Annotated in this window: 14 protein-coding genes; 5 read left to right on the plus strand and 9 right to left on the minus strand. The window is 72.8% G+C overall.

Going from position 1 to position 20,761, the window contains the following annotated elements:
- Positions 1-185: 185 nt before the first annotated feature.
- Positions 186-1,211 (minus strand): sensor histidine kinase, encoded by a 1,026-nt coding sequence (locus ACWDBE_RS25535; protein WP_449809187.1) that lies wholly within the window; start codon positions 1,209-1,211, stop codon positions 186-188.
- Positions 1,201-1,866, minus strand: coding sequence for a response regulator transcription factor (locus ACWDBE_RS25540; protein WP_449809188.1), 666 nt, complete (start codon positions 1,864-1,866; stop codon positions 1,201-1,203). Before ACWDBE_RS25540 ends, ACWDBE_RS25535 begins: the two co-directional genes overlap by 11 nt.
- A 236-nt stretch (positions 1,867-2,102) precedes the next feature.
- Here ACWDBE_RS25540 and ACWDBE_RS25545 point away from each other — a divergent pair, with 236 nt between their 5' ends.
- Together ACWDBE_RS25545 and ACWDBE_RS25550 are read left to right on the plus strand one after the other, a co-directional pair.
- Positions 2,103-6,791 (plus strand): multicopper oxidase domain-containing protein, encoded by a 4,689-nt coding sequence (locus ACWDBE_RS25545; RefSeq protein WP_449809189.1) that lies wholly within the window; start codon positions 2,103-2,105, stop codon positions 6,789-6,791.
- A 74-nt stretch (positions 6,792-6,865) separates the two neighbouring features.
- The gene (locus ACWDBE_RS25550) at positions 6,866-7,552 is read left to right on the plus strand and encodes a KR domain-containing protein (RefSeq protein WP_449809222.1); all 687 of its coding nucleotides are present in this window, start codon (positions 6,866-6,868) and stop codon (positions 7,550-7,552) included.
- Positions 7,553-7,779: 227 nt separating this feature from the next.
- Here the strand turns inward: ACWDBE_RS25550 and ACWDBE_RS25555 are convergent, their stop codons facing one another.
- The 7 genes from ACWDBE_RS25555 to ACWDBE_RS25585 all read right to left on the minus strand — a co-directional run bounded on the left by ACWDBE_RS25555 (position 7,780) and on the right by ACWDBE_RS25585 (position 14,336).
- Positions 7,780-8,685, minus strand: a complete 906-nt coding sequence (locus ACWDBE_RS25555) for a class I SAM-dependent methyltransferase (RefSeq protein WP_449809190.1) — start codon at positions 8,683-8,685, stop codon at positions 7,780-7,782.
- 80 nt (positions 8,686-8,765) lie between these two features.
- Positions 8,766-9,872: an NAD(P)-dependent alcohol dehydrogenase gene (locus ACWDBE_RS25560; RefSeq protein WP_449809191.1), complete on the minus strand. Its 1,107-nt coding sequence runs from the start codon at positions 9,870-9,872 to the stop codon at positions 8,766-8,768.
- Between the two features lie 2 nt (positions 9,873-9,874).
- Positions 9,875-11,278 carry an aldehyde dehydrogenase family protein gene (locus tag ACWDBE_RS25565; RefSeq protein ID WP_449809192.1) on the minus strand — a complete coding sequence of 468 codons (1,404 nt, stop codon included), beginning with the start codon at positions 11,276-11,278 and terminating at the stop codon, positions 9,875-9,877.
- 8 nt (positions 11,279-11,286) lie between these two features.
- Positions 11,287-12,042 carry a (5-formylfuran-3-yl)methyl phosphate synthase gene (locus tag ACWDBE_RS25570; RefSeq protein ID WP_449809193.1) on the minus strand — a complete coding sequence of 252 codons (756 nt, stop codon included), beginning with the start codon at positions 12,040-12,042 and terminating at the stop codon, positions 11,287-11,289.
- Positions 12,043-12,592: 550 nt separating this feature from the next.
- Entirely contained in the window at positions 12,593-13,141 is a 549-nt protein-coding gene (locus tag ACWDBE_RS25575; RefSeq protein WP_449809194.1) for a hypothetical protein, read from the minus strand.
- 428 nt (positions 13,142-13,569) lie between these two features.
- Complete coding sequence (locus ACWDBE_RS25580) at positions 13,570-14,061, minus strand: YbaK/EbsC family protein (protein ID WP_449809195.1); 492 nt, start codon at positions 14,059-14,061, stop codon at positions 13,570-13,572.
- Positions 14,058-14,336 (minus strand): alpha-isopropylmalate synthase regulatory domain-containing protein, encoded by a 279-nt coding sequence (locus ACWDBE_RS25585; RefSeq protein WP_449809196.1) that lies wholly within the window; start codon positions 14,334-14,336, stop codon positions 14,058-14,060. The genes ACWDBE_RS25580 and ACWDBE_RS25585 overlap by 4 nt, the downstream gene beginning before the upstream one ends.
- Before the next feature lie 438 nt (positions 14,337-14,774).
- Here ACWDBE_RS25585 and ACWDBE_RS25590 point away from each other — a divergent pair, with 438 nt between their 5' ends.
- The 3 genes from ACWDBE_RS25590 to ACWDBE_RS25600 all read left to right on the plus strand — a co-directional run bounded on the left by ACWDBE_RS25590 (position 14,775) and on the right by ACWDBE_RS25600 (position 20,758).
- Positions 14,775-14,939, plus strand: a complete 165-nt coding sequence (locus tag ACWDBE_RS25590; protein WP_449809197.1) for a hypothetical protein — start codon at positions 14,775-14,777, stop codon at positions 14,937-14,939.
- 558 nt (positions 14,940-15,497) lie between these two features.
- The gene (locus tag ACWDBE_RS25595) at positions 15,498-17,063 is read left to right on the plus strand and encodes an RICIN domain-containing protein (RefSeq protein ID WP_449809198.1); all 1,566 of its coding nucleotides are present in this window, start codon (positions 15,498-15,500) and stop codon (positions 17,061-17,063) included.
- A 620-nt stretch (positions 17,064-17,683) separates the two neighbouring features.
- The gene (locus ACWDBE_RS25600) at positions 17,684-20,758 is read left to right on the plus strand and encodes a lantibiotic dehydratase (protein ID WP_449809199.1); all 3,075 of its coding nucleotides are present in this window, start codon (positions 17,684-17,686) and stop codon (positions 20,756-20,758) included.
- Positions 20,759-20,761 lie beyond the last annotated feature (3 nt).

The following is a 20,761-nucleotide window of genomic DNA, read 5'->3' on the forward strand; positions in this document are numbered from 1 at the left end:
GTCGTGGGCGCCGCCGCGCGGCACCGGTTCCGGCACCGGCGACGACGTCGGCCGGAGGGCGTCTGGTGCAGAGCGTGCTGAAGTGGTGTCAAGACTCCCTGTAGTCAACTTTTTTCATCGAATACAGCCAGCTATGGATGTTCTGCAACGCTCCTGATGAGGTCGGCGAGGCGCGCGGGGGTGCCTCAGCGCCCCGGCGGCGGGTACGGCGGCAGCGTCATCCGGAGCAGTGAACCGCTCGGCGGTTCGGAGGCGACGCTGAGGCCGCCGCCGTGGCCCTCGGCGACGGCGCGCGCGATGGCCAGGCCGAGCCCGGTGCCGGGGCGGCCCGAGGCGCGGGGGTGGCCGCTTCCGTCGTCGGCCCGGGAGCGGGCGAAGCCGATGCCGCCGTCCTCCACCTCCAGCACGGCGCCGTCGCGGGTGGCGCGGCAGCGCAGGGCGATGGTGTCCCCGTCCGCGGTGAACTTCACGGCGTTCTCCACCAGGGCGTCCAGGGCGGCCTCCAGACGGGACTCGTCGCCGTGCACCGGGACGGAGGGCGCGTCCAGGACCCAGTCCCGGTCCGAGGCTGGCCTCCACCGCTGGGCCGTGCGCCGCAGCAGGGCGCCGAGGTCGACGGGGGCCCGGTCGAAGGTGGCGGGCTCGTAGGCGTCGGCCAGCACCAGCAGCCTCCCCGCGAGGCCGGCGAGCTTGTCGAGTTCGTCCACCACCACGTCGAGGTCGTCCCGGCTCTCCGGGGTCGCCAGCTCGCCCCGGACCATCTCCGCGTAGCAGCGGGCCACCGTGATGGGGGTGCGCATCTCGTGCGAGCAGTTGCGTACGAACAGCTCCTTGACCTCCTGGGCGCGGCGCTCGCGTTCGACGAGGTCCTGGGTCTGGGCGAGGGCGGCGGCCCGTCGTCGGACGTGCCAGACCATGCTGAGGAAGACCAGTGCCATCAGCGGCACTTCGGCGAGTTCGTCCCACTCGGCGTGACCCTGTGCGACGAACCGGCCCAGCGCGGCGCCGGTGACCAGGGTGACCGAGGCCAGGGCGGCGGCGGTGCGGCGGGCGGACCAGTTCTGGAGGCCGTAGACGATGGACATGCTGATCCACACCAGGTGGAACACCAGGGTTTCGAGGGTGGGTTGGACGAGCAGCAGCAGCTGGGCGCACCCGGCGAACAGCACCCATCCGGCGAACAGCAGCCGCCGCCCGCGCTCAGCCGGCACTGAAGGCGTACCCGACGTTGCGCACCGTCTCGATGACCGGCCGGGGCACCTTGCCGCGGATCCGGCGGACCGTCGCGTCGACCACGTTGCTGCCGAGGTCGTCGGTGTGGCCCCAGACGCCCGCCAGGAGTTCGCGCCGGCTGCACACCTCGCCCGCCCGCCGCATCAGATGGCCGAGCAGCATGAACTCGCGGTGGGACAAGGGCACTTCGCGCCCGCCGAGGCTGAGTGCCTGCCGGTCGAGGTCGAGGGCGGCCGGCCCGACGTGGAGCCACCGCTGGGCGGCACCGGCGGCGGGGGTGCGGAGCCTGGTGCGGACGCGCTCCAGCAACTCCACGGTGGCGAAGGGCTTGCCGAGGAAGTCGACGGCTCCGAGCCGCAGGCAGCGGACCCGGGTGGCGACGTCCATCACGGCGGACAGGACGAGGACCCGCTGGTCGGGCTGCCGCTCGAAGGCGCGCCGCATCACCTCGAAGCCGTCGAACCCCGGCAGCATCAGGTCGAGCACGAGCAGGTCGTACTCGCCGTCCCACAGGCGCTGGACGGCCTCCGGGCCGGTTCCCGCGCCGTCGACGAGATGGCCGTCCGCCTCCAGCGTGCGATGGAGGTAGGTGCGCAGCCGCGCCTCGTCCTCGACGACCAACAGCCGGGCCATGGTGGGCTTCCGTCTCCTCCCCTGCCGTACTCGCCCCTCTCGGGGTGCGTCAGATCCTATAAGCGCTTCACCTCTCATGACAGCTTGATGAGAGGCCTGTCATCTTCGCCCCGCTCCCGATGGTTCGGCCACAAGCTTGTCGCGCGCGCGTCACCCCGGCGCGCAAGCGGGGGCGGATCAGTCGAGGTGAGAGGAAAGGTGTGTTCACCACACAGGCCGTGTTCACCACACGGGCAATGAGAGCGTCGGCGCGCCGCAGACGGCGGACCGTCGCCATGGCCGGCGTCGGGACGATGGTGGCGGCCCTGCTGGGGCTGCCTCCGGCGCCGCTCCAGCAGGGCCAGGAGGCCGTCGCCACCGGCGGACCGAGCAGCGCGACGGACGGGACGAAGACACCGCACTACTTCGGACCGTGGGGCAACTGGGCCAACAGCCCGCTGACCCAGTCGAAGGCCGAGGTGTCCATCGCGTCCACCGCGATGCCGGTCGGAAACCCGCTGGTCGACCGGGCGTTCGCGACGGACTTCGCGACGCCGCCGGGCAGGCTCGGGCCGGTCCTCGTCGTGCTGGGCGGCTCCCCGCTGCCCGCCGGCACCCTGAAGAGCTTCCAGACCTGGAACCAGGCCAAGCCGGCCGGCAGCCCCTCGGCCTCCGAGGGCGGGCTCTTCCACGCCTACGTGCTGCGGCCGACGGGCGCGCCGGACGCCTACACCGTGGTGGCGGACAGCGGGCCGAGGACGGTGCCCAAGCCGAGCGCGGCCGCCGGGGAGGTCGCGACCTACGAGGTCCCCGACGTCGCCGTGCAGTCCGGCGACCTCATCGGCTTCTACGGCCAGGGAGTCCCGGTCGACACCGGGGTCGGCGCCGCCACCGACGCGTTCCTGTACCCGGCCGGTGTGGACAGCACCACGAACCCGCCGACCAACGTGCCGCCGGCCGCGGGCGGCACGGTGACGCTGGGGTCGAGCGCCTACCCGCGCTACCCGGCGCAGGACCGGACGTACTCCTTCGGGGCGCAGGTGCTCCCGGCGAGCACCGGGACGGGCGCCACCGCGACGGCCACCGTGGACCCGCGCACCGGCGGCATCGCGAGCATCGAGGTGACCTCGCCCGGGCGGCACTACACCCCGGGCGCGACCTCCGTCACCATCGCGGGCGGCAGCACGGCGGCGACCGCGAAGGCCACCGTCAAGGCGACCGGGGCCGTGGTCGGCCTCACCGTCGACGCGGGCGGCAGCGGCTACGGCGGCTTCGCCGTCGGTATCTCCGGCGGTGGTGGCAACGGCGCCACCGCGACGGCCTCCGGCGGCGTGGACGCCGTGGCGGTCACCGACGGCGGATCCGGCTACACGATGCCGACGGTCGACTTCGACCTCCCCGACGACCCGAACGGCACGGCGGCCAAGGGCCACGTCGACCCGGCCGACCTCACCGCCGAGGGCAAGGTCACCAAGGTGACCGTCGACGAGCCGGGCAGCGGCTACAGCGGCGCACCCGGCGTGGTGATCCGCAACGGGACGCTCGCCGCCCCGATCAACGGCGCGACGAAGGCGACGGCCACCGCGAGCCTGAAGCTGGTCGCGGTCACGGTGGACAAGATCGGCTCCGACTACAACGCGGCGCCCGTCGTCACCGTCACCGACCCCACCGGCCGGGGCGGCACCGGGGCGACCGCGACGGCCGTGACCGACCGCGGCGCGATCAGCGGGATCGAGGTCACGGGCGCGGGGGCCGGCTACCTCACGGTCGGGATGAAGAAGTTCCAGGACACCCTGCCGCTGACCTGCAACCCCGGGACGGACGGCACCGGCTGCCCCGGCGTCGCGCAGTCGCAGGCGCCGACGACGAAGCCCTCGGAGAAGTTCATCCCGGTCGCCGTACCGGAATCCGTCACCACCAGCGGCAAGCCGGCCGACGAGTACGTCATCGGCCTGGTCCAGTACCTCACCCGGTTCTCCTCCGACCTGCCGCCGACCCTGGTGCGCGGCTACGTCCAGCTGTCGACGGACGCGGTGCCCGGCCGCAAGGTCCCGCTCTACAACGAGCTGATGGACGGCACCCGGCAGCCGCTGCCGTACACCGGCGTGACCTCCCCGCAGTGGATGGGCCCGCTGCTCGCCGCGACCAAGGACCGGCCGGTGCGGATCGTGTTCCGCAACCTGCTCCCGAAGGGCGCCGACGGCAACCTGTTCCTGCCGGTGGACAGCAGCGGCATGGGAGCCGGCATGGTCCCGATGACGATGCCGCCGCCGAAGAACGACGGCACCGTCACGGACGAGGTGCGCAACCCCTCGTGCACCGACGACAAGTCCGGCTGCTTCACCGACAACCGGGCCACGCTGCACCTGCACGGCGGCGTCACGCCGTGGATCAGCGACGGCACCCCGCACCAGTGGATCACCCCGGCCGGTGAGAGCACCTCGTGGCCGCAGGGCGTCAGCGTGCAGAACGTGCCGGACATGGTGGACAACAGCGGCGCGGTGCTCTGCGAGGCGAAGGACGACGGCTGCTCGACCTTCTACTACACCAACCAGCAGAGCGCGCGGCTGATGTTCTACCACGACCACAGCTACGGCATCACCCGGCTGAACGTGTACGCCGGCGAGGCCGCGGGTTACACCATCACCGACGACACCGAGAAGGCACTGGTCGCCGGCGGCACCATCCCGGACGCGCCCGACACCATCCCGCTGCTCGTCCAGGACCGCACCTTCGTGCCGGACGACGCCCAGCTCAAGGACCGCAAGGACGCCGACGGCAAGACCGTCTCCTACGGCCAGGACCCGACCTGGGACACCAAACGCTGGGGCGGCAAGGGCAGCTTCTGGTACCACCACGTCTACATGCCCGCGCAGAACCCGGGCGATCCGTCGGGCATGAGCTCCTACGGGCGCTGGATGTACGGGCCGTGGTTCTGGCCGCCGGCCGGGGACACCAAGTTCGGGCCGATCGCCAACCCGTACTACGACCCGAAGTGCAAGCTGGACGACCAGGCGACCTGGCAGTACCAGAGCGCCCCGTACTGCGAGCCGGAGCAGATCCCCGGCACGCCGAACATCTCGATGGGCATGGAGCAGTTCAACGACACGCCCATCGTCAACGGGGTCGCCTACCCGAAGGTGACGCTCCAGCCGAAGACCTACCGGATGCGGCTGCTCAACGCCGCCAACGACCGGTTCTTCAACTTCCAGTGGTACAAGGCCGATCCGAAGCAGGGCGACGGCACCACCGAGGTGGCGCTGAACGCCGACGAGCTGGCCGCCGCGCAGACCGACCCGAACGTGTCACCCACCCCGGCGGACGCCAACAACGACGCCGCCGGGCCGGACTGGATCCAGATCGCCAACGATGGCGGCTTCCTGGCCGCCCCGGCCGTCATCGACGGCCAGCAGCCGACGACCTGGATCACGGACCCGACCCGCTTCGACGTCGGCAACGTGGACAAGCACTCGCTGACCGTCGCCCCGGCCGAACGCGCCGACGTGCTGGTCGACTTCTCGAAGTTCGCGGGCAAGACGCTGATCCTCTACAACGACGCGCCCGCGGCCTTCCCGGCCCGCATCTCGTCGTACGACTACTACACGGGCGGCCCCGACCTCACCGGGAACGGCGGCGCGCCGAAGACCCTGCCGGGGTACGGTCCCAACACCCGCACCGTGATGCAGGTGACCATCGCGGACACGGCCCCGGCCCCGGCCTTCAACCTGGCCAGGCTGCAAGCCGCGTTCAAGCACCATGCGGACGGCTCGGGCGTCTTCGAGTCCGGGCAGAACCCGGTGATCGTCGGGCAGGCGGCCTACAACTCGGCGTACGGCACGAGCTTCGCGGCCAGCAGCAACTGCAACGTCAAGAACAGCACCGTCAAGAACTGCGACGGCCTGGTCCGGGTGAACGACACGTCGACCTTCGGCTTCAACACGCTCAAGGCGCCGACCGCCAAGACGTCGATGCCGCTCCAGCCGAAGGCCATCCACGACGAGATGAACGCCTCGACCTTCGACGAGTACGGCCGGATGTCGGCCAACCTCGGCGTCGAGGCCTCGCCGCCGACGCCGGGGGCGCAGAACGTGACGCTGTACCCGTACATCAACCCGCCGACCGAGCTGATCGACGGCACCGCCCTGCCCAGGGCGGACATGAAGGTGACGCCGATCAGCACCACCGAGGACGGGACGCAGATCTGGCGGTTCACCCACAACGGGGTGGACACCCACCCGATGCACTTCCACCTCTACGACGTCCAGGTCCTCAACCGGGTGACCTGGGACAACATCGTCATCAAACCGGACGCCAACGAGCTGGGCTGGAAGGACACGGTGCGGATGAGCCCACTGGAGGACACGATCGTCGCGCTGCGGCCGACCGTGCCGACGGTGCCGTTCGAAGTGCCGAACTCCGTCCGGCCGCTGGATCCGACCATGCCGCTGGGCAGTACGGCGATGTTCAACAACACCGATCCGCAGGGCAACCCGACGGCGGCCATCGTCAACCGGCTGGTCAACTTCGGCTGGGAGTACGTCATCCACTGCCACATCCTCAGCCACGAGGAGATGGACATGATGCGTCCCCAGCTGCTGGCGCTGCCGCCGACGAAGGCGACCGGGCTCGGCTCGACCGTCATGGGCAGCGGCGACAACGCCCGGATCCGGCTGGACTGGCAGGACAACTCGATCAACGAGACCGGCTTCGTCATCCAACGATCGAGTGATGGCGGCACCCTCTGGGTTGACGTCGGCACGGTCGATTCGCCCCTGGACCAGCCGAACACCCACGGCACCCGCTCCTTCGTCGACCTGTCGGCGTCGGTGACCACGCCGTACCTCTACCGGGTGGTCGCGCTCAACGCGGTCGGTTACGGCGGCGAGTTCCCGGGCATGACGGTGAAATCGGTGTCGGACCCGCTCCAGGTGACCCCGGCGCCCTGACCGGTCGATCGCGCACGACGGGAGGGCGGGCCACCGCGGCCCGCCCTCCCGGCTCTTCGCGGGCGATCGACGGCCTGCGCGCCGTGGTGCACACGGCCGGGGGGCTGGACGACGGAATCCTCGCCTCGATGACCCCGGCGCGGCTGGCGACGGTGTGGCGCCCCAAGGCCGAAGCCGCTTGGCAGCTCCACGAGTTGACCGCACACCGGGAGCTGGACGCCTTCGTGCTGTTCTCCTCGGCGGCCGGTGTGCTCGGCCACGCCGGACAGGCCAACTACGCGGCGGTCAACAGCTACCTGGACGAACTCGCCCGCCACCGGCGGCGGTCGGGGCTGCCCGCGCTCTCCCTGGCCTGGGGCCCCTGGACGGTCGGGATGGCGGCCGGCCGACCGGCCACCCCCGGCCTGACGCCCCTCACCCCCGCCGAGGGCGTGGCCGTGGTGCTGGTGGACACCCACCCCGTCCGGGACGAGGAGTGGCTCACCGAGCCGGCGGTCCCCGGCGCGCTCGGGCTCGACGAGCCCTGCCTCGCGGCGATGGGCGCCTACGTCCGGATCTTCCTGGGCTGGGAGGGGAAGACGACCGTCCCCACCCTGCGCCTGCGCGCCGGCGAGGTGCCGGGCGACCACCACTCGATCCTCGACGAGCACGTGGCCACCACGGCGGAAGCGATCCGCGGCCGGCTCGCCCGGACGCTGCCTCCCGGGCCGGCGGCCGGTCCGCCTGACACGGAGGGTGAGCCGGAACAAGGCCCGCGGTGACGGCGTCAGCGCGAGCCGTCCGCGCGCTGGGCGCGGGCGACAACCGCTACGACGCAGCCGATTTGTTCCGCCTCTGCCGGGATGCGGTCCTACCGGGCGGGGCCTGCGGCAAGGGCCCCGCCCTCAACTCCTTCGCCGTCGCACGGATGTTCCCGATCCCGGCGCAGCCGCGAGCCGGGTACGGGATGCCGGGCCCTGTGCGGACGTCGTCGTGCGCGCTGCGGACGTCATGGCCGGGGCTTGTGAGCGAACACCCACCGGTTTCCCTCCAGCGCGTCGTTCGGTTCGGGGAGGGGGCCGCGTCGGTGGCGGCGGGTGAATTCGAAGGGCGTGTGCATCGAGGTGGACCACCCCTTGGCCGTCAGGTCGCCCGCGGAGTCGGGTCGTGGACCTGTGTCGAAGAGGCGGAGCAGGTCGATGCCGATCTGTTCTCGCGTCGCCGTGTAGATCGGGCTGTCGCGGTACGCAAGCAGGTCCTTCTCCAGCTTGGCCTCGAAGGCCAGAGCGCTGCCTGCGGTGGTCAACCTGTCAACCGTGTCGATGAGGTACGTCTCGGCGGGGCCCGGCAGGTAGAAGAGGAGCCCCTCGGCCAGCCAGACGCTCGGCACGGCCGGGTCGAAGCCGGCGGTGGTCAGCGCGGTGACCCAGTCCGCGCGCAGGTCGACCGGTACGGGGACGCGCTTCACCTTCGGGGCAGCCGACAGGTCCGTGAGCACCCGCTGCTTGAAGGCCAGCACGCCGGCCCGGTCGATCTCGAAGACCGTCAAGTCGGACGGCCAGTCCAATCGGAAGGCGCGCGTGTCCAACCCCGCGCCCAACAGGACCACTTGGCGGGCCTTGGGACCGGCCGACCGGAGGAGGAAGTCGTCGAGGACCCTGGTCCGCAGGCCGAAGTAGCGGGCGAACCGCCCCCACAGCGGGTTGTCGTCCCCGCCCGGGACCTGCTCGATGCGTAGCGGCCAGTCCGTGCAGGCCGGGGCTGCGCGCACGAAGTGTTGCGCGTAGACGTCCTGGGCCAGGCTGTCGTGGCGGTGGGTCTCGATCGCCCGTGCCGCGGCGACCAGGAGGGCGGTCAGGCCCACACCTCCGTCCACGCCTTCCGCGTCCGTCTGCTGCGGCGCTGTGCGGGCCATGTTTCCTCCGTTGGCGGGAGCGGGGAGTGCGAGGTGTCCGCTCGTCGGATGGGGTGAGTCCGTGGTGTCGCCTGCCTCGCTCATCGGGCTGTCCGCTCCGGGAGCAGGACGGGTTTCACCACGCGGCCCGCGTCGCAGTCGCGTTCGGCCTCGTTGATGTCGGCCAGCGGGTAGGTGCGGATCAGCTCGTCGAAGGGGAAGCGGCCGGCCTGCCACAGCCCGGTCAGCCGAGGTATCAGCAGTCCGGGTACGGCGTCCCCTTCGCAGATGTGGCGGATGCTGCGGCCCCGGTCGAGCGTGCCCGGTTCGAGCGGCAACGCGGTGTGGAGGCGTGCCACCAGGCCGAGGCTGCCGGTGGGGCGCAGTGCTTGGAGCGCGTTGTTGATGAGCGGGGCCGAGGCCGTGGTGTCCAGGGCGTACTGCGCGCCGCCGTCGGTCAGCCGCCATATCCGTTCGGGCAGGCCGGCCGTTGCGGCCGGCAGTGGGATCGCGCCGAACCGTTCGGCCAGGGCGAGCCGTTGGGGATGCCGGTCGACGGCCACGGTCAGTACGCCGGCGGCGGTGGCCGCCATCACCGCGGCCAGGCCCACGGCTCCGGCACCGAGGACCGTCAGGGTGTCGCCGGGGCCCGAGCCGAAGGTGTTCAGCACGGCTCCGGCGCCGGTGAGGAAGCCGCAGCCGAGGGGCCCGAGCAGTTCGAGCGGCAGTGCGGGGTCGACCCGGACGGCATTGCGGGCCGGGACGAGCGCGTACTCGGCGAACGAGGACTGGCCGAACCAACGGGGGGCCAGCGCTTTCCCGGTCGCGTCGGTGAGCCGCGGCGGTTCCTCCTCGCGTCCTCCGTAGAGGTTGAGGGAGGCGAAGGAGTCGCAGTAGGCGGGGGCCGCGCTGCGGCAGTTCCGGCAGTGTCCGCAGGAGTCGAAGCTCAGCACGACGTGGTCACCCACGTTGATCGCGGCGTCAGGGCCGCCGCCCGTGCGCACCACGACCCCGGCGCCCTCGTGGCCGAGGACGGCGGGCAGCGGGCTGCGGCCGGCGGATCGCCGGACCGCGAGATCGGTCCGGCACATCCCGGAGCCCGCGATCTCGACCAGGATCTCGCCGGCGGCGGGTTCTGTCCGCAGGCTCACCTCCTCGACCGTGAACGGGTTCTCGTACGAGCGCAGTACGGCCGCCTGGAACTTCATCGTCACGCCTCCTGCGGGCGGTGGACGACGAACGGCCGGAGGTTGCCGTAGAGCCCCCACGGTCCGCCCGCGACGCCGACTCCGCTGTCCTTGACGCCTGCGAAGGGCTGGGCGAGGGACAGTTCGGCATGGTGGTTGATCCAGGCCGTGCCGCATTCGAGCCGGTCGGCCACCGCCTCGGCCCGGTCGAGATCGGTGCCCCACACCGAGCCGCCCAGCCCGAAGCCGGTGCCGTTGGCCGCGTCGACGGCTTCGTCGACGCTCCGGTACGGCAGCACCGGAAGGACCGGTCCGAACTGTTCCTCGGTCACCACCGGACTGCCGGGTGGGACGTCGGTGAGGATCGTGGGAGCGAAGAAGTATCCCGGCCCGTCCAGCCGGTGGCCGCCGGACGCCGCCCGGGCGCCGCCTGCCAGGGCCTGCTCCGTAACCCGTTCGACCCGGGCCAGCTGCGAGGCGTTGTTGACCGGTCCCAGCCGTGTTTCGGGGTCGAGGCCGGGCCCGACGGCGACGGTCTTCGCGCGCTGGGCGAGGGCCTCGACGACCTCGGCGTGGAGCCGGGCCGGGACGTAGACGCGTTTGACCGCCATGCAGACCTGCCCGCAGTTGCGGAACGCCGCCCAGAACAGCCGGTCCGCGATCCGGTCCACGTCGACGTCGTCCAGCAGGACGGCGGCGTCGTTGCCACCCAGTTCCAGGGTGACCCGGGCGAGCGAGGCCGCCGCCGCTCCGGCGACGGCCCGCCCGGTGGGCACCGAACCGGTGAAGGTGACGTGGCGGATGCCAGGGTGGGACGCGAGGCGGGCACCGAGGGGTTCGCGGCCGGTGACGACGGTCAGTACGTCCTCGGGCAGGGCGGTGGCGAGGACGGAGCCGAGCCGCCGGGTGGCGAGCGGAGTGAACGGCGACGGTTTGAGGACCAGGGTGTTGCCCGCCGCGAGCGCGGGCGCGAACTTCGCCGCCGCGAGCTGGAGGGGAAAGTTCCAGGGCACGATCGCGGCGACGGGCCCGAGGGGGAGCCAGCGGATCTCGCTGTGCACGGGCCGACCGTCGTCGATCCGGCGGGTCCGGGGGGCCAGGTCGGCGAAGTAGCGCAGGCGGGCCGCAGTACGGGCGACCTCCGCGGACGACTCGGCCAGAGGCTTGCCCTGTTCCCGGGTGAGCAGCCGGGCGAGGTCGTCGCCGGCCGTCTCCACGGCGTCGGCAGCGCCGCGCAACGCGGCGGTACGGGCGGCGGGGTCGGCGCGCCAGCCGCGCCAGGCCCGCTGGGCGCGGGCGACCACGTCGTCCAACTCGCCCGGCTGCTGGTCGGGGGCCTCATCGAACGCCTCCCCGGTGGCCGGGTCGACGACGGAGAAACGTACGGCCCGGCGTCCGGGCACGCTGTCGGCCTCAGGTTTCGGCATGCCGGAGGTCAATTCGCGGCGGGGACGCCGACGGCGTGCTCACGTGCCTGCCGGTCCATCTCCGCCCGGAAGGCGGTCACCAGGTGCGGCTGAATCCGCCCGGCGTTGCGGTCACCGCCCTCGCAGACCGCTCCTCGCACGCCCACGATGTCCGTGCCCATGCGGGTCAGCGGGCCGAGGTCGGCCTGCGTGACACTGCCCGCGAGGGCCGCGAGCAGACCCGAGGCGTGGGCCAGCCGTACGAACTCGGCGCAGACCTCCGGAGGAACGTGGTCGAACAGTCGCGTCCCGTCCTTGGCGGCGGTGTCGAGCATGGCCGCGTCGGCACCGGAGCGGGCGGCGATGTCGGGTACGGCGAGCGGGTTGACGCAGCCGATGCGGTGGGCGTCGGCGTAGCCGGAGGCCACGACGAGCGCGTCGGGGCGGTGGTCCTTCACCGCCCGGACGACCGCTCGCATGACCTCGATGCCCTGATCGGGCGTCGTGCATCCGTAGAGGCCGACCTTGATGTACGTGGCGCCGGAGACGACCGCGCCGAGCGCGGCCTGCGCCACCGTGCCGGGCTTGTACGGGACGTCCCCCACGGTGGCGGACACCGGCTTGTCCGCCGGTACCGCGTCGCGGACCTCCCTGATGACCCAGGGGAAGTTGGCTCCGAGCGAGCCCTCGTCGGGCTTTTTGACGTCGACGATGTCCAGGTGCTCCGCTGCCTTCGCGCAATCGAGGGCTTCCTCGACGCTGTCCGGGGAGATGAGAAGCAACACCGTGAGCTCCTTCCGCCGCATGTCCACCTGGCCGAGGGACAGGGGCGCGGATCGTCTGGTTCATGTGCGGTGCGCTCATCATTTCCGCTACCCGTGGGCACCGGTAGGGCGCGCAGAGCTCGCATGGGGCGCTCATGCCCACGTGGTGTGCGCCGTGCATGGCGGAGCGAATGGGGCCCACTGCGACATCTCGCCCGACGGAGGTCGAGTGCCTGCACGTTCCGGGGCCGGACCGCAGCCACCTACGAGATCGCCATCACCGACGACCTGACCTGCCTGCTCCGCGACATCTGACCGCAGTGTGCTTGCGGCCGGTCGGCTGCGCTCGATCGAAGCGGCGCCGTCGGCGTGTTCGCTGCAACGGTCCCCGCAGCGGGCCGGCCGGCTGGGATACCGCGGGCACGGTGAATCGACTGGTCCATGCCAAGTCGCCTTGTCTCCTTGGCCGCTGAGCCCTTCTCGGCGCCCCCGCCCGTCAGAGGCACCAGCCGGCCGCCGGAGCGCCGGCAGCCATGGTCAGCCACCTGCGCGAGGCGTGAAGGCTGACGACCTACATCTCATCACCCCGGTCAAGGTCGGGAAGCGTCTCGCCGAACCGCTCCAGCGCCGCCTCCGGCCCGCAGCCGAAGGCGCGGCCGATGTACTCCCAGGTCATCAGGTTGTCGCGGGCCCTGTGGCCGGCCAGCAGCGCGGTCGAACCGGCGGCGCGCTCGAACCGGGCGGCCGCACGCACGGCGGCGTACGGCCTGCTCTCCGTCAGGTCGCAGATGCGGTCCACCAGCGCCGCGACCAGCTCCTCGACCTCGCGCGGCACCACACCCTCGGCCAGGTCGACGTGCCACTCCCAGTCCGCGAACGGCCCGGTGGCCTCGCCCACCGCCTCGGTCGCCTGGTCGTCACCGAAGTCCAACAGGTGCACCCGCTCACCCCGCCAGCCGCAGCTGCAACCACCGCGCACGGCGGCGGCCCGAGGGCCGTCCGCGCCGTTGTAGAGCCACCAGGTGGTGCGCCCGTCCGGCAACGGCGCCGGCTCGCTGCCGTCCGCCAACACCGCCGCCGGAAAACCCCGATGGCGCCCGCTCTCGTCAACCCATGGCATGCCGTGTCCCTCGCGTCCCGGGAGTACGGGTACCAGGGTTCTCAGCCTGTGACGCACTGTCAAGGCGTCACGGCAACCGGTGCGATCCGCAGCCCAGGGCGGCGCGCACCAGCCGCCGCGCGCCGGTCCTTCTCGCTGTTGGTCAGCGTCCTGGGCTGGGAGGCGCTGCTGGGGGAGGTGGCGGGCGGTGGCCAGCCGGTGGGGGCTGAGCCGGGCGGTGGCCGGGCGCAGGCCGAGGCCGGCGGCGAGTGCCTCGGGGGCGCGGTTGGGGTCGCAAGCAGGCGGTGTTGCGTCGGCGGTCAAGCCGCTCGGCCCGCACCAGCTCTTGCCCGGCCCGGGTCGGCGGGCCGTCCCTGGGACGGCCCGCACACCGACGGCCCACCGCCCGGGGGTGGTGGGCCGCCTGGGCGGGCGCCAGGTGTCCGCCGTCAGTCCGCGGTCGGCGGCACGACGGACAGCTCGGCCCCGCCGGTGACCCGCAGCAGCTCCTGGTACGTCATCGGCACGACGGTGTGCGGGTGCCCGGCCGCCGCCCACAGCACCTCGTACCCCTGCAGCGCGGTGTCGACGACGGTGCGCAGCGGGGCCGGGTGGCCGGTCGGGGCGACGCCGCCGATGGCCTGGCCGGTGGCCTCGCGGACCTGGTCCGCGGAGGCCCGGGTGATCCGCCCGGCGCCCAGCTCCGCCGCCAGGTAGCCGGTGTCGACCTTGTGGGCGCCGCTGGTCATCACCAGCAGCGGTTCGCCGTCGCAGCTGAATACCAGGCTGTTGGCGATCGCCCCGACCTCGCAGCCGAGGGCGGCGGCGGCCTCGGCGGCCGTGCGGGCGGAGTCGGGCAGGACGACGATCTCACCGGCGACGCCGGCGGCTGTCAGGGCTTCGGCGACGGCGACGCTTCGTGTGGGAAGGGGTGCACTCATCGCCCCATCATGCCCTTTCCGGATCCGGCCGTCACACTTCCCACAGTGGCGCGCGCGGCCGCGCTGAGCACCGCCCGTACACCGGCCGTGAGCACCGAGGCGTCCCGCCCGGCGCCCCAGACCACCGGGCCACCGCCGCCCGCCCGCGCCTCCACGTAGGCGATCGCGTCCGGGCTGCCGGCGACCTTGTGCTCGGTGAAGGAGAGGATCTCCACGCCCACCGCGTCCGCGACGGCGTCCACCGGCCCGGCGCCGCTGCCCGGGCGGCCGTCCACCTCGGCCCGCTCTCCGTCGACCCGCCAGACCGGATCGGCGCCGGCCGCCAGGTACTCGGCACGGAACAGCTCGAACCAAGAGCCGGTGCTATGCCCCTGACCATGCCTGAGTCAGTGTGCTGTGAACCCTTGGGTGGACGGGGCTCGTTGACGTGCGTTACGGCGCCCTGGGCCTGGCGCGCGCCCGAGTGGTCACCACCGGGTGCGGGCCGGGCGCGTCACCACCCGCCGCGCGTCGCGATCCCGATCCCACGCCCTCGTGCGTGCAAGAACGAGCGCTCACTTTGAGGTCGGATGCCCCTCCTGTGCCACTGCCACCCCCTCCCCCAGGGGAGGGGCCACCGGCCGGGGCACCGGAGGCCGCGTCCGGGCCCCGGTGCACCCGCTCGGTCCGAACGGCGGCATCGCCCGGCACCAGCGACCCGGAGGAGAACCCCCGTGACCACGCCCGTCCCGTCCCGCACCGCCCTGGTCAACGGCAGCTTTGAGCAGCCCACCGTCGCCAGCGACTACGCCCTCCTTCCCGACGCCTCCAAGAGCCAGGCGCCGAACCACGTCCCGGGCTGGCTGACCACCGCCACCGACCACCACAGCCACGGGTAAGGGGAACGGCACTGGCCCGCATGCCGGGGCATCGCCGTCCGGCCCGCACCTCCGTCCGGGGCGGACCGTCTTCTCCGGACGATCACGCCGACCAGCCGACGCCGGCGGCGAGGTGAAGTCCTGAACGGTGCCGTCTCCCACGTGGGCCCGGGCGCGCCGGGCGTGCGACAAGCGGCGTCACAACCGAAGTGCTTCCATCCGACGATCCGCCTGTTGTTGCCCTCCCGCGCGCCGTCGCGCGCTCTTTCCTGCGGGGCCCGCCGGGGCCGATCCTTGCTCGGGGCTCGATCGCCGGCGATCAGCGCCGTGACCTCGACCGATGGGACGGGTCGTCGCAGTACCGCTTCCGGTCCGGCCGGTCCGACACGTGCTCCACGAGCGTTCCACGGCACGCCGAAGCGCGCGGGGGAGCCGGAACGCGACCGGTGCCCACGAGCCCGCCGGATCACGACTGTACGTACCCGGGGTGCCGACCCCGGGGCCGAGACTGCCCGAGATCCCTGTCCACCCGTACCAGGCCTTCAACCCAGGTGTGTTCTCCGCAGGAGAGGAACCCCCATGGCCATCGGAGTCCGACTGCCGCGCGCAATCGCCGCGGTGGGCATCGCCGTCCTCGCCGCCGCGGCCGCCATCCCGCTGACGGCGTCCCCCGCCGCGGCCGTCACGGCGCCCATCTGCCTGAGCGGCAACATCCAGTACGACTACCAGTCGGCCGAGGCCGGCACGACCAAACCCACGATGACCAAGCCGGTTCGCAACGCGAACATCTCCCTGTGGGGAGCCGAGAAGTCCACCGACACCCCGCACCAGCTCACCGCCGACTACCAGTACACCGCGGTGAGCGACGGCAGCTTCAACCTCTGCTACACCCCGGTCACCACGACCTCGATGAGCAGCCTGTGGGTGCGGGCCCGCACCGAGAGCACCAAGCTGTGGAAGGTCAGCGACACCAGCGGCAACCCCTACACGCTGGACTCGACGCACCTGACCAACGTCACCGTCAGCAGCAGCCTGGGCACGTACAAGCCCGTCACCGCCGACGCCCGGGCCTGGCACGCCTTCGACACCGTCAACCTCCTGTGGTGGAGCCGCAACAACCCGCTCAGCATCTGCTGGTCCGCCCACGAGCTCAACAACGGCGCCTGCACGGAGATCAACCTCCAGTGGTACGCCACCTCCACCGACGGCCCGTACTACGACCTGGCGAACACGGTCCACCTCTCCGCCGCCGACCCCGACTCCGAGCACACCGTGCTCCACGAGTCCAGCCACTTCCTCATGCAGCGGCTGTACAACGGGTCGTTCCCGCCCGTCACCAACTGCAGCCCGCACTACATCAACCTGGTCAGCTCCGGCAGCTGCGCCTGGACCGAGGGCTTCGCCGACTCCGCCGCCGCCTACATCCTGGGCGACTACCGCTACGTGTGGTCCGACGGCAGCAGCTACCCGTTCACCTACACCACCAACTGGAACACCGGGGACCAGGTGCAGGGCAACGTGGACGGCTCGCTGCTCGACCTGTGGAACAACGTGGACGGCGGATGGAACGGCACCATCAGCGTGCTGACCACGCACACCCCGTCGACGTTCGCCGACTACTTCAAGACCGACCGGCCCGCCGCCGTGCCCCCGCTGGCCACCACCGGCGCCGCGCTCACCTACCTGGCGAACCACACCATCGACTACGGCCCGACCATCGTGGGCGACAACCAGTACCACGCCCTCACCAACGGCAACGGCCTGGCCCTGGAACGCGCCGGCCAGTGCGTCATGACCGCCAACGTCGTCGCCGACATCAACGCCTACGACGCCACCCACGCCTCCGAGAAGTGGAAGCTGGACACCAACGCGGACGGCACCGCGAGGATCTACGACAGCTGTCCGACACCCCTCACCCTGACCGCCCCCACCGCCGCCGGAGGCCAGGCCACCCTGCAGGCCTTCAACGCCGCCAACACCGCCCAGAAGTGGCAGGTCACCAAGAACGGCAGCGGCAACCTCACCATCACCAACCCCGCGACCGGCTACGTCCTCGACACCACCAGCTTCAACACCGGCGCCCCCGTCACCGTCTACCCCGCCGCCGCCAACCGCTACTCCCAGAACTGGGCCACCCTCAGCTGACCCGACAGGGGCGACCAGCACGCCGGTCCGCCGCACAGGTCGACCTCGACCTGTGCGGCGGACCCGTACACCGGTGTGCCGACCGGACGAACCGGAGCCGGATCGGCCCCGCCCAGGAGGAACTACTGCGCCACGTCCAGACCCACGTCCAGGCGAAGCTGCGGGTGGCCGCCGAGGGCGTCGGACCCGGGAGCGTCACCATCCAGGCCGGGAGGCCGTGATGGCCGTCAACTCGACTGCCGAACAGGACGATTCCATCTTCGGCCAGCCGAGCGCATCGACCTCCACAGCGCACCCGACCGTCGCAGGCCAGCACGATCCAGGCCCGCAGAGCCAACGCCTGGGCGGACGAGGCTCTGCGGGCCCACCGTGTCAACGCAGCCCGCTCCTCGTCGGACAGCAGCAACGGCGTCAAGGCCGGACCTCGACGACGCACCGGGATCTCAGGAGCAGAAGAGCTCACACACAACCAACGACGGATCTCCGGCGCAGGACAGTACGGTCGGTCCCACGACCGAGCCCGGAGCCGTGCGGCTGTCCGGGCGGCGGGACCGAGGAATGTGCCGAGATCCCTGGTGCGGGCCCTTGCCACCGTGCGGTCGCCACCGTTGAGTGGGGACATGACCACCCCTGGGTACGCGGCCGCCGAGCGGGTCGTCCTGCGGATCGCCGCCCTCCCCGTCGGCGCTCTCGACCGACTGGGTCCGCGGGCCGCCCGGTGCGACCCGGACGGGACCGACGAGGAGCTGGCCGCGTACGTGACGGCCCTGGCCTCCCACCCGGTGCTGCGCGAGGCGGTGGAGCTGGCGAGCGACTCGCTCGCGTCGGCGCTGCGGCAGATCGAGCAGGGCCGGGTGCCGCGGCGCGGGCGGCTGGTCGCGGTGGCCGTGGCCCTGACGAAGTACGCCCTGCGGATCACCCGGCGCCCGACCCCCTTCGGAACCTTCGCCGGGGTCGCCCTCGCGGAGCTGACGCCCGAGCCCTACGCGCGGGTCGGCGAAGCGCACCGCAAGTCGGTGCGCCCGGACGCCGAGTGGTTCGCGGGGGTCGTCGACGCGTGCGTGGCGGCGGGCGGGCCGGTCGGCGACGCGCAGGTCGTCGTCAACGACCTGTGCCGGATCCGCGGTGACCGGCTGCACCTGCCGTGGGCGGCACCGGCGGACGGCGCCACGGCGGGGCGGGAGCGATCGGTCCGGCTGGGCCCTGCGGTCCGGTTCGTGTACGAGCGCGCGGCGCTGCCCGTGCGGTTCTCCACCCTGGCTGGGGAACTGGTGGAGCGCGGGCTGGCACCTGCACCGCAGTGGGCCGACCTGCTGCTGCGCCGACTCATCGCGGCACGGTTCCTGCTCACCTCCCTGACGGCCGAGGTGATCGGCGCCACCGCGCTGGACGAGCTGTGGCTGCGCGCCGTCCCGGGGACGCGGGCGGTGCCGGCCGGGGCACGGGAAGCGCTGGAGGCCTACGCCCGCACGCCGCCGGGTGACGGGCGCGAGGAGCTGCGCCGGGCGAAAGCGGTGCTGCGCGGGGTTTTCGAGTCGGGGCCTCCGCCGCTCCAGGTCGACATGCGGGCGGACGCCGCGGTGGGCCTGCCGCCCGCTGTCGGCCGCGAACTGGAGCACCTGGCGGCCTCGCTGTGGCGGATGTCGCCGCACCACGGCATCCTGCCGCACCTGGACGCCTATGCCGCGGCTTTCACCGAGCGGTACGGCGACGGGCTGGCGGTGCCGTTGCCCGAACTGACCGACCCCCACCGGGGCCTGGGGCTGCCGGGTGCCGCCCGGCCGGCGGCGCACCGTCGGCCGCGGCCGGGCGGGGAGCGGGACGCGGCACTGGCCCGGTTGGTGCACGACGCGCTGCGCGACGGCGGCCGGGAGGTCCTGCTGGGCGAGGAGACACTGCGGCGGCTGGAGGTCGCGCACGACGGCGAACCGGGCCCCGCGTCGCTCGAACTGTTCGTCCAGGTCCTCGCGCGGAGCGTGCCGGAACTGGCGGCGGGTGACTTCACGTTGCTGCTGTCGCCGTCCGGCGGCTCGGAGAGCGCGGGCGCCTCGGCGGGACGCTTCGCCGGCCTCCTCGGGACCCGCGAGGTCGCGGCCCTGGTGGCGGAACCCGCACCGCCCGGGGCACTTCGCGCCCAGGTGATGTTCGAGCCGGCCGGCGCACGGCACCGCAACATCAGCCAGGTGCCCCGGCTGCTGGACCAGGTCCTGCCAGTCGGGGTCTTCACCGACCGGTCGGCCCCCGGCACGCTGGACTGGCGGCGGCTGGCCGTCGTCGCCGACCGGGGCCGACTGCGGCTGGTGGAACCGGAGCGCGGCCGGGAGATCGTCGTGCGCAAACCGCACCTGCTGAGCGCGACCGCGGCGCCGCCGCTCGTGCGGTTCCTGCTGGAGCTGTCCACGGTGCGTCAGGCGACCTGGTCGCCGTGGCGCTGGGGGGCGATGGACGCCCACCCGTTCCTGCCGCGGGTGCGGCACGGGCGCGTGGTGGTCACCCCGGCCCGGTGGCGGCCGGCACCGGGCATGCTCGGCCCGGAGGTCCCGGCGGCCCGGTGGCGGGCGGCCTTCGAGGAGTGGCGGTCGTCGCTGGGCGTGGCCCGGCACGTGCTCGCGGCGGCCGGGGACCGGGTCTGCGCGCTCGACCTGGACGAACCGCTGCACCGCGAGGTGCTCCGGCAGGAGCTGCGCGACGGCAGCGTCGAGGTGCAGGAGGACCTGGCTTCCGCCCCCGATGCCTTCGGCTGGCTCGGTGGGCACGCCCACGAGATCGCGGTGTCACTGACCCGGCTCCCCGATCCCACGGCGCGGCCGGCCCGGCCCGCCCCGGTGCCGCCGGTCTCGCCCGTGCCCCTCCACAGCCCCGGCGGGGAGTGGCTGTACGTCAAGCTGTACGCGGCCGCGCAGGAGCACGACCGGCTCCTGGCCGGACCGTTGGGGCGCCTCCTGGAGGCGGTGCGGGAGTCGGGGCACACCGACCGCTGGTTCTTCACCCGGTACCAGGACCCGGCCCCGCACCTGCGGCTGCGGCTGCACGGCGATCCGGCGGTGCTGCTGCGCGAGGTGCTGCCGGTGCTGCACGCGGGCCTGACGCGGCTGCGGGAGGCAGGGCTGGCCGGCGACTGGGTGCTCGACGGCTACCGCCCGGAGCAGCAGCGCTACGGCGGCCCGGCTGCCCTGGCACTGGCGGAGGAGGTCTTCGCCCTCGACAGCCGGGCGGCGCTCGGCCTGATTCCGGTGTGCGCCGCGGGCGGCGATGGCCTGCCGTCGGAGATCGTGGCGGCGGCGCAGCACGGCGTCCTGCTCGACGCGCTGGGTGACTGGCCGTGGTGGGAGTGGGTGGACCGCCAGTACCCCAACACCGAGGAAGGCCGGCAGTTCTACCGGCGCCACCGGGCGGCGGCGCTCGCCCGGATCGTGCCGGGCCGCTGCCTGCAGGCGTTCGGCGGGCTGCCGGGAGCCGGGGCGGTGGCGACGCTGTGGGCGCGGAGCGGTGCGCCGCGCCGTTTCGGCGAGGCCGTGATCGGCGCGCCGCTCGACGAGCGGACCTCGGTGGCCGTCGACGGGCTGCTGCACATGCAGCACAACCGGCTGATCGGCCCGGATCGTGGGCACGAGACCCGCACGCTCGCGGTGCTGCGGGGCGTGGCACGCGACCACCTCGGCAGCCTGCGCCACCGGAGCGCCGGCCCCGGTTGACCG

It is taken from the genome of Kitasatospora sp. NPDC001132 (assembly GCF_053598415.1).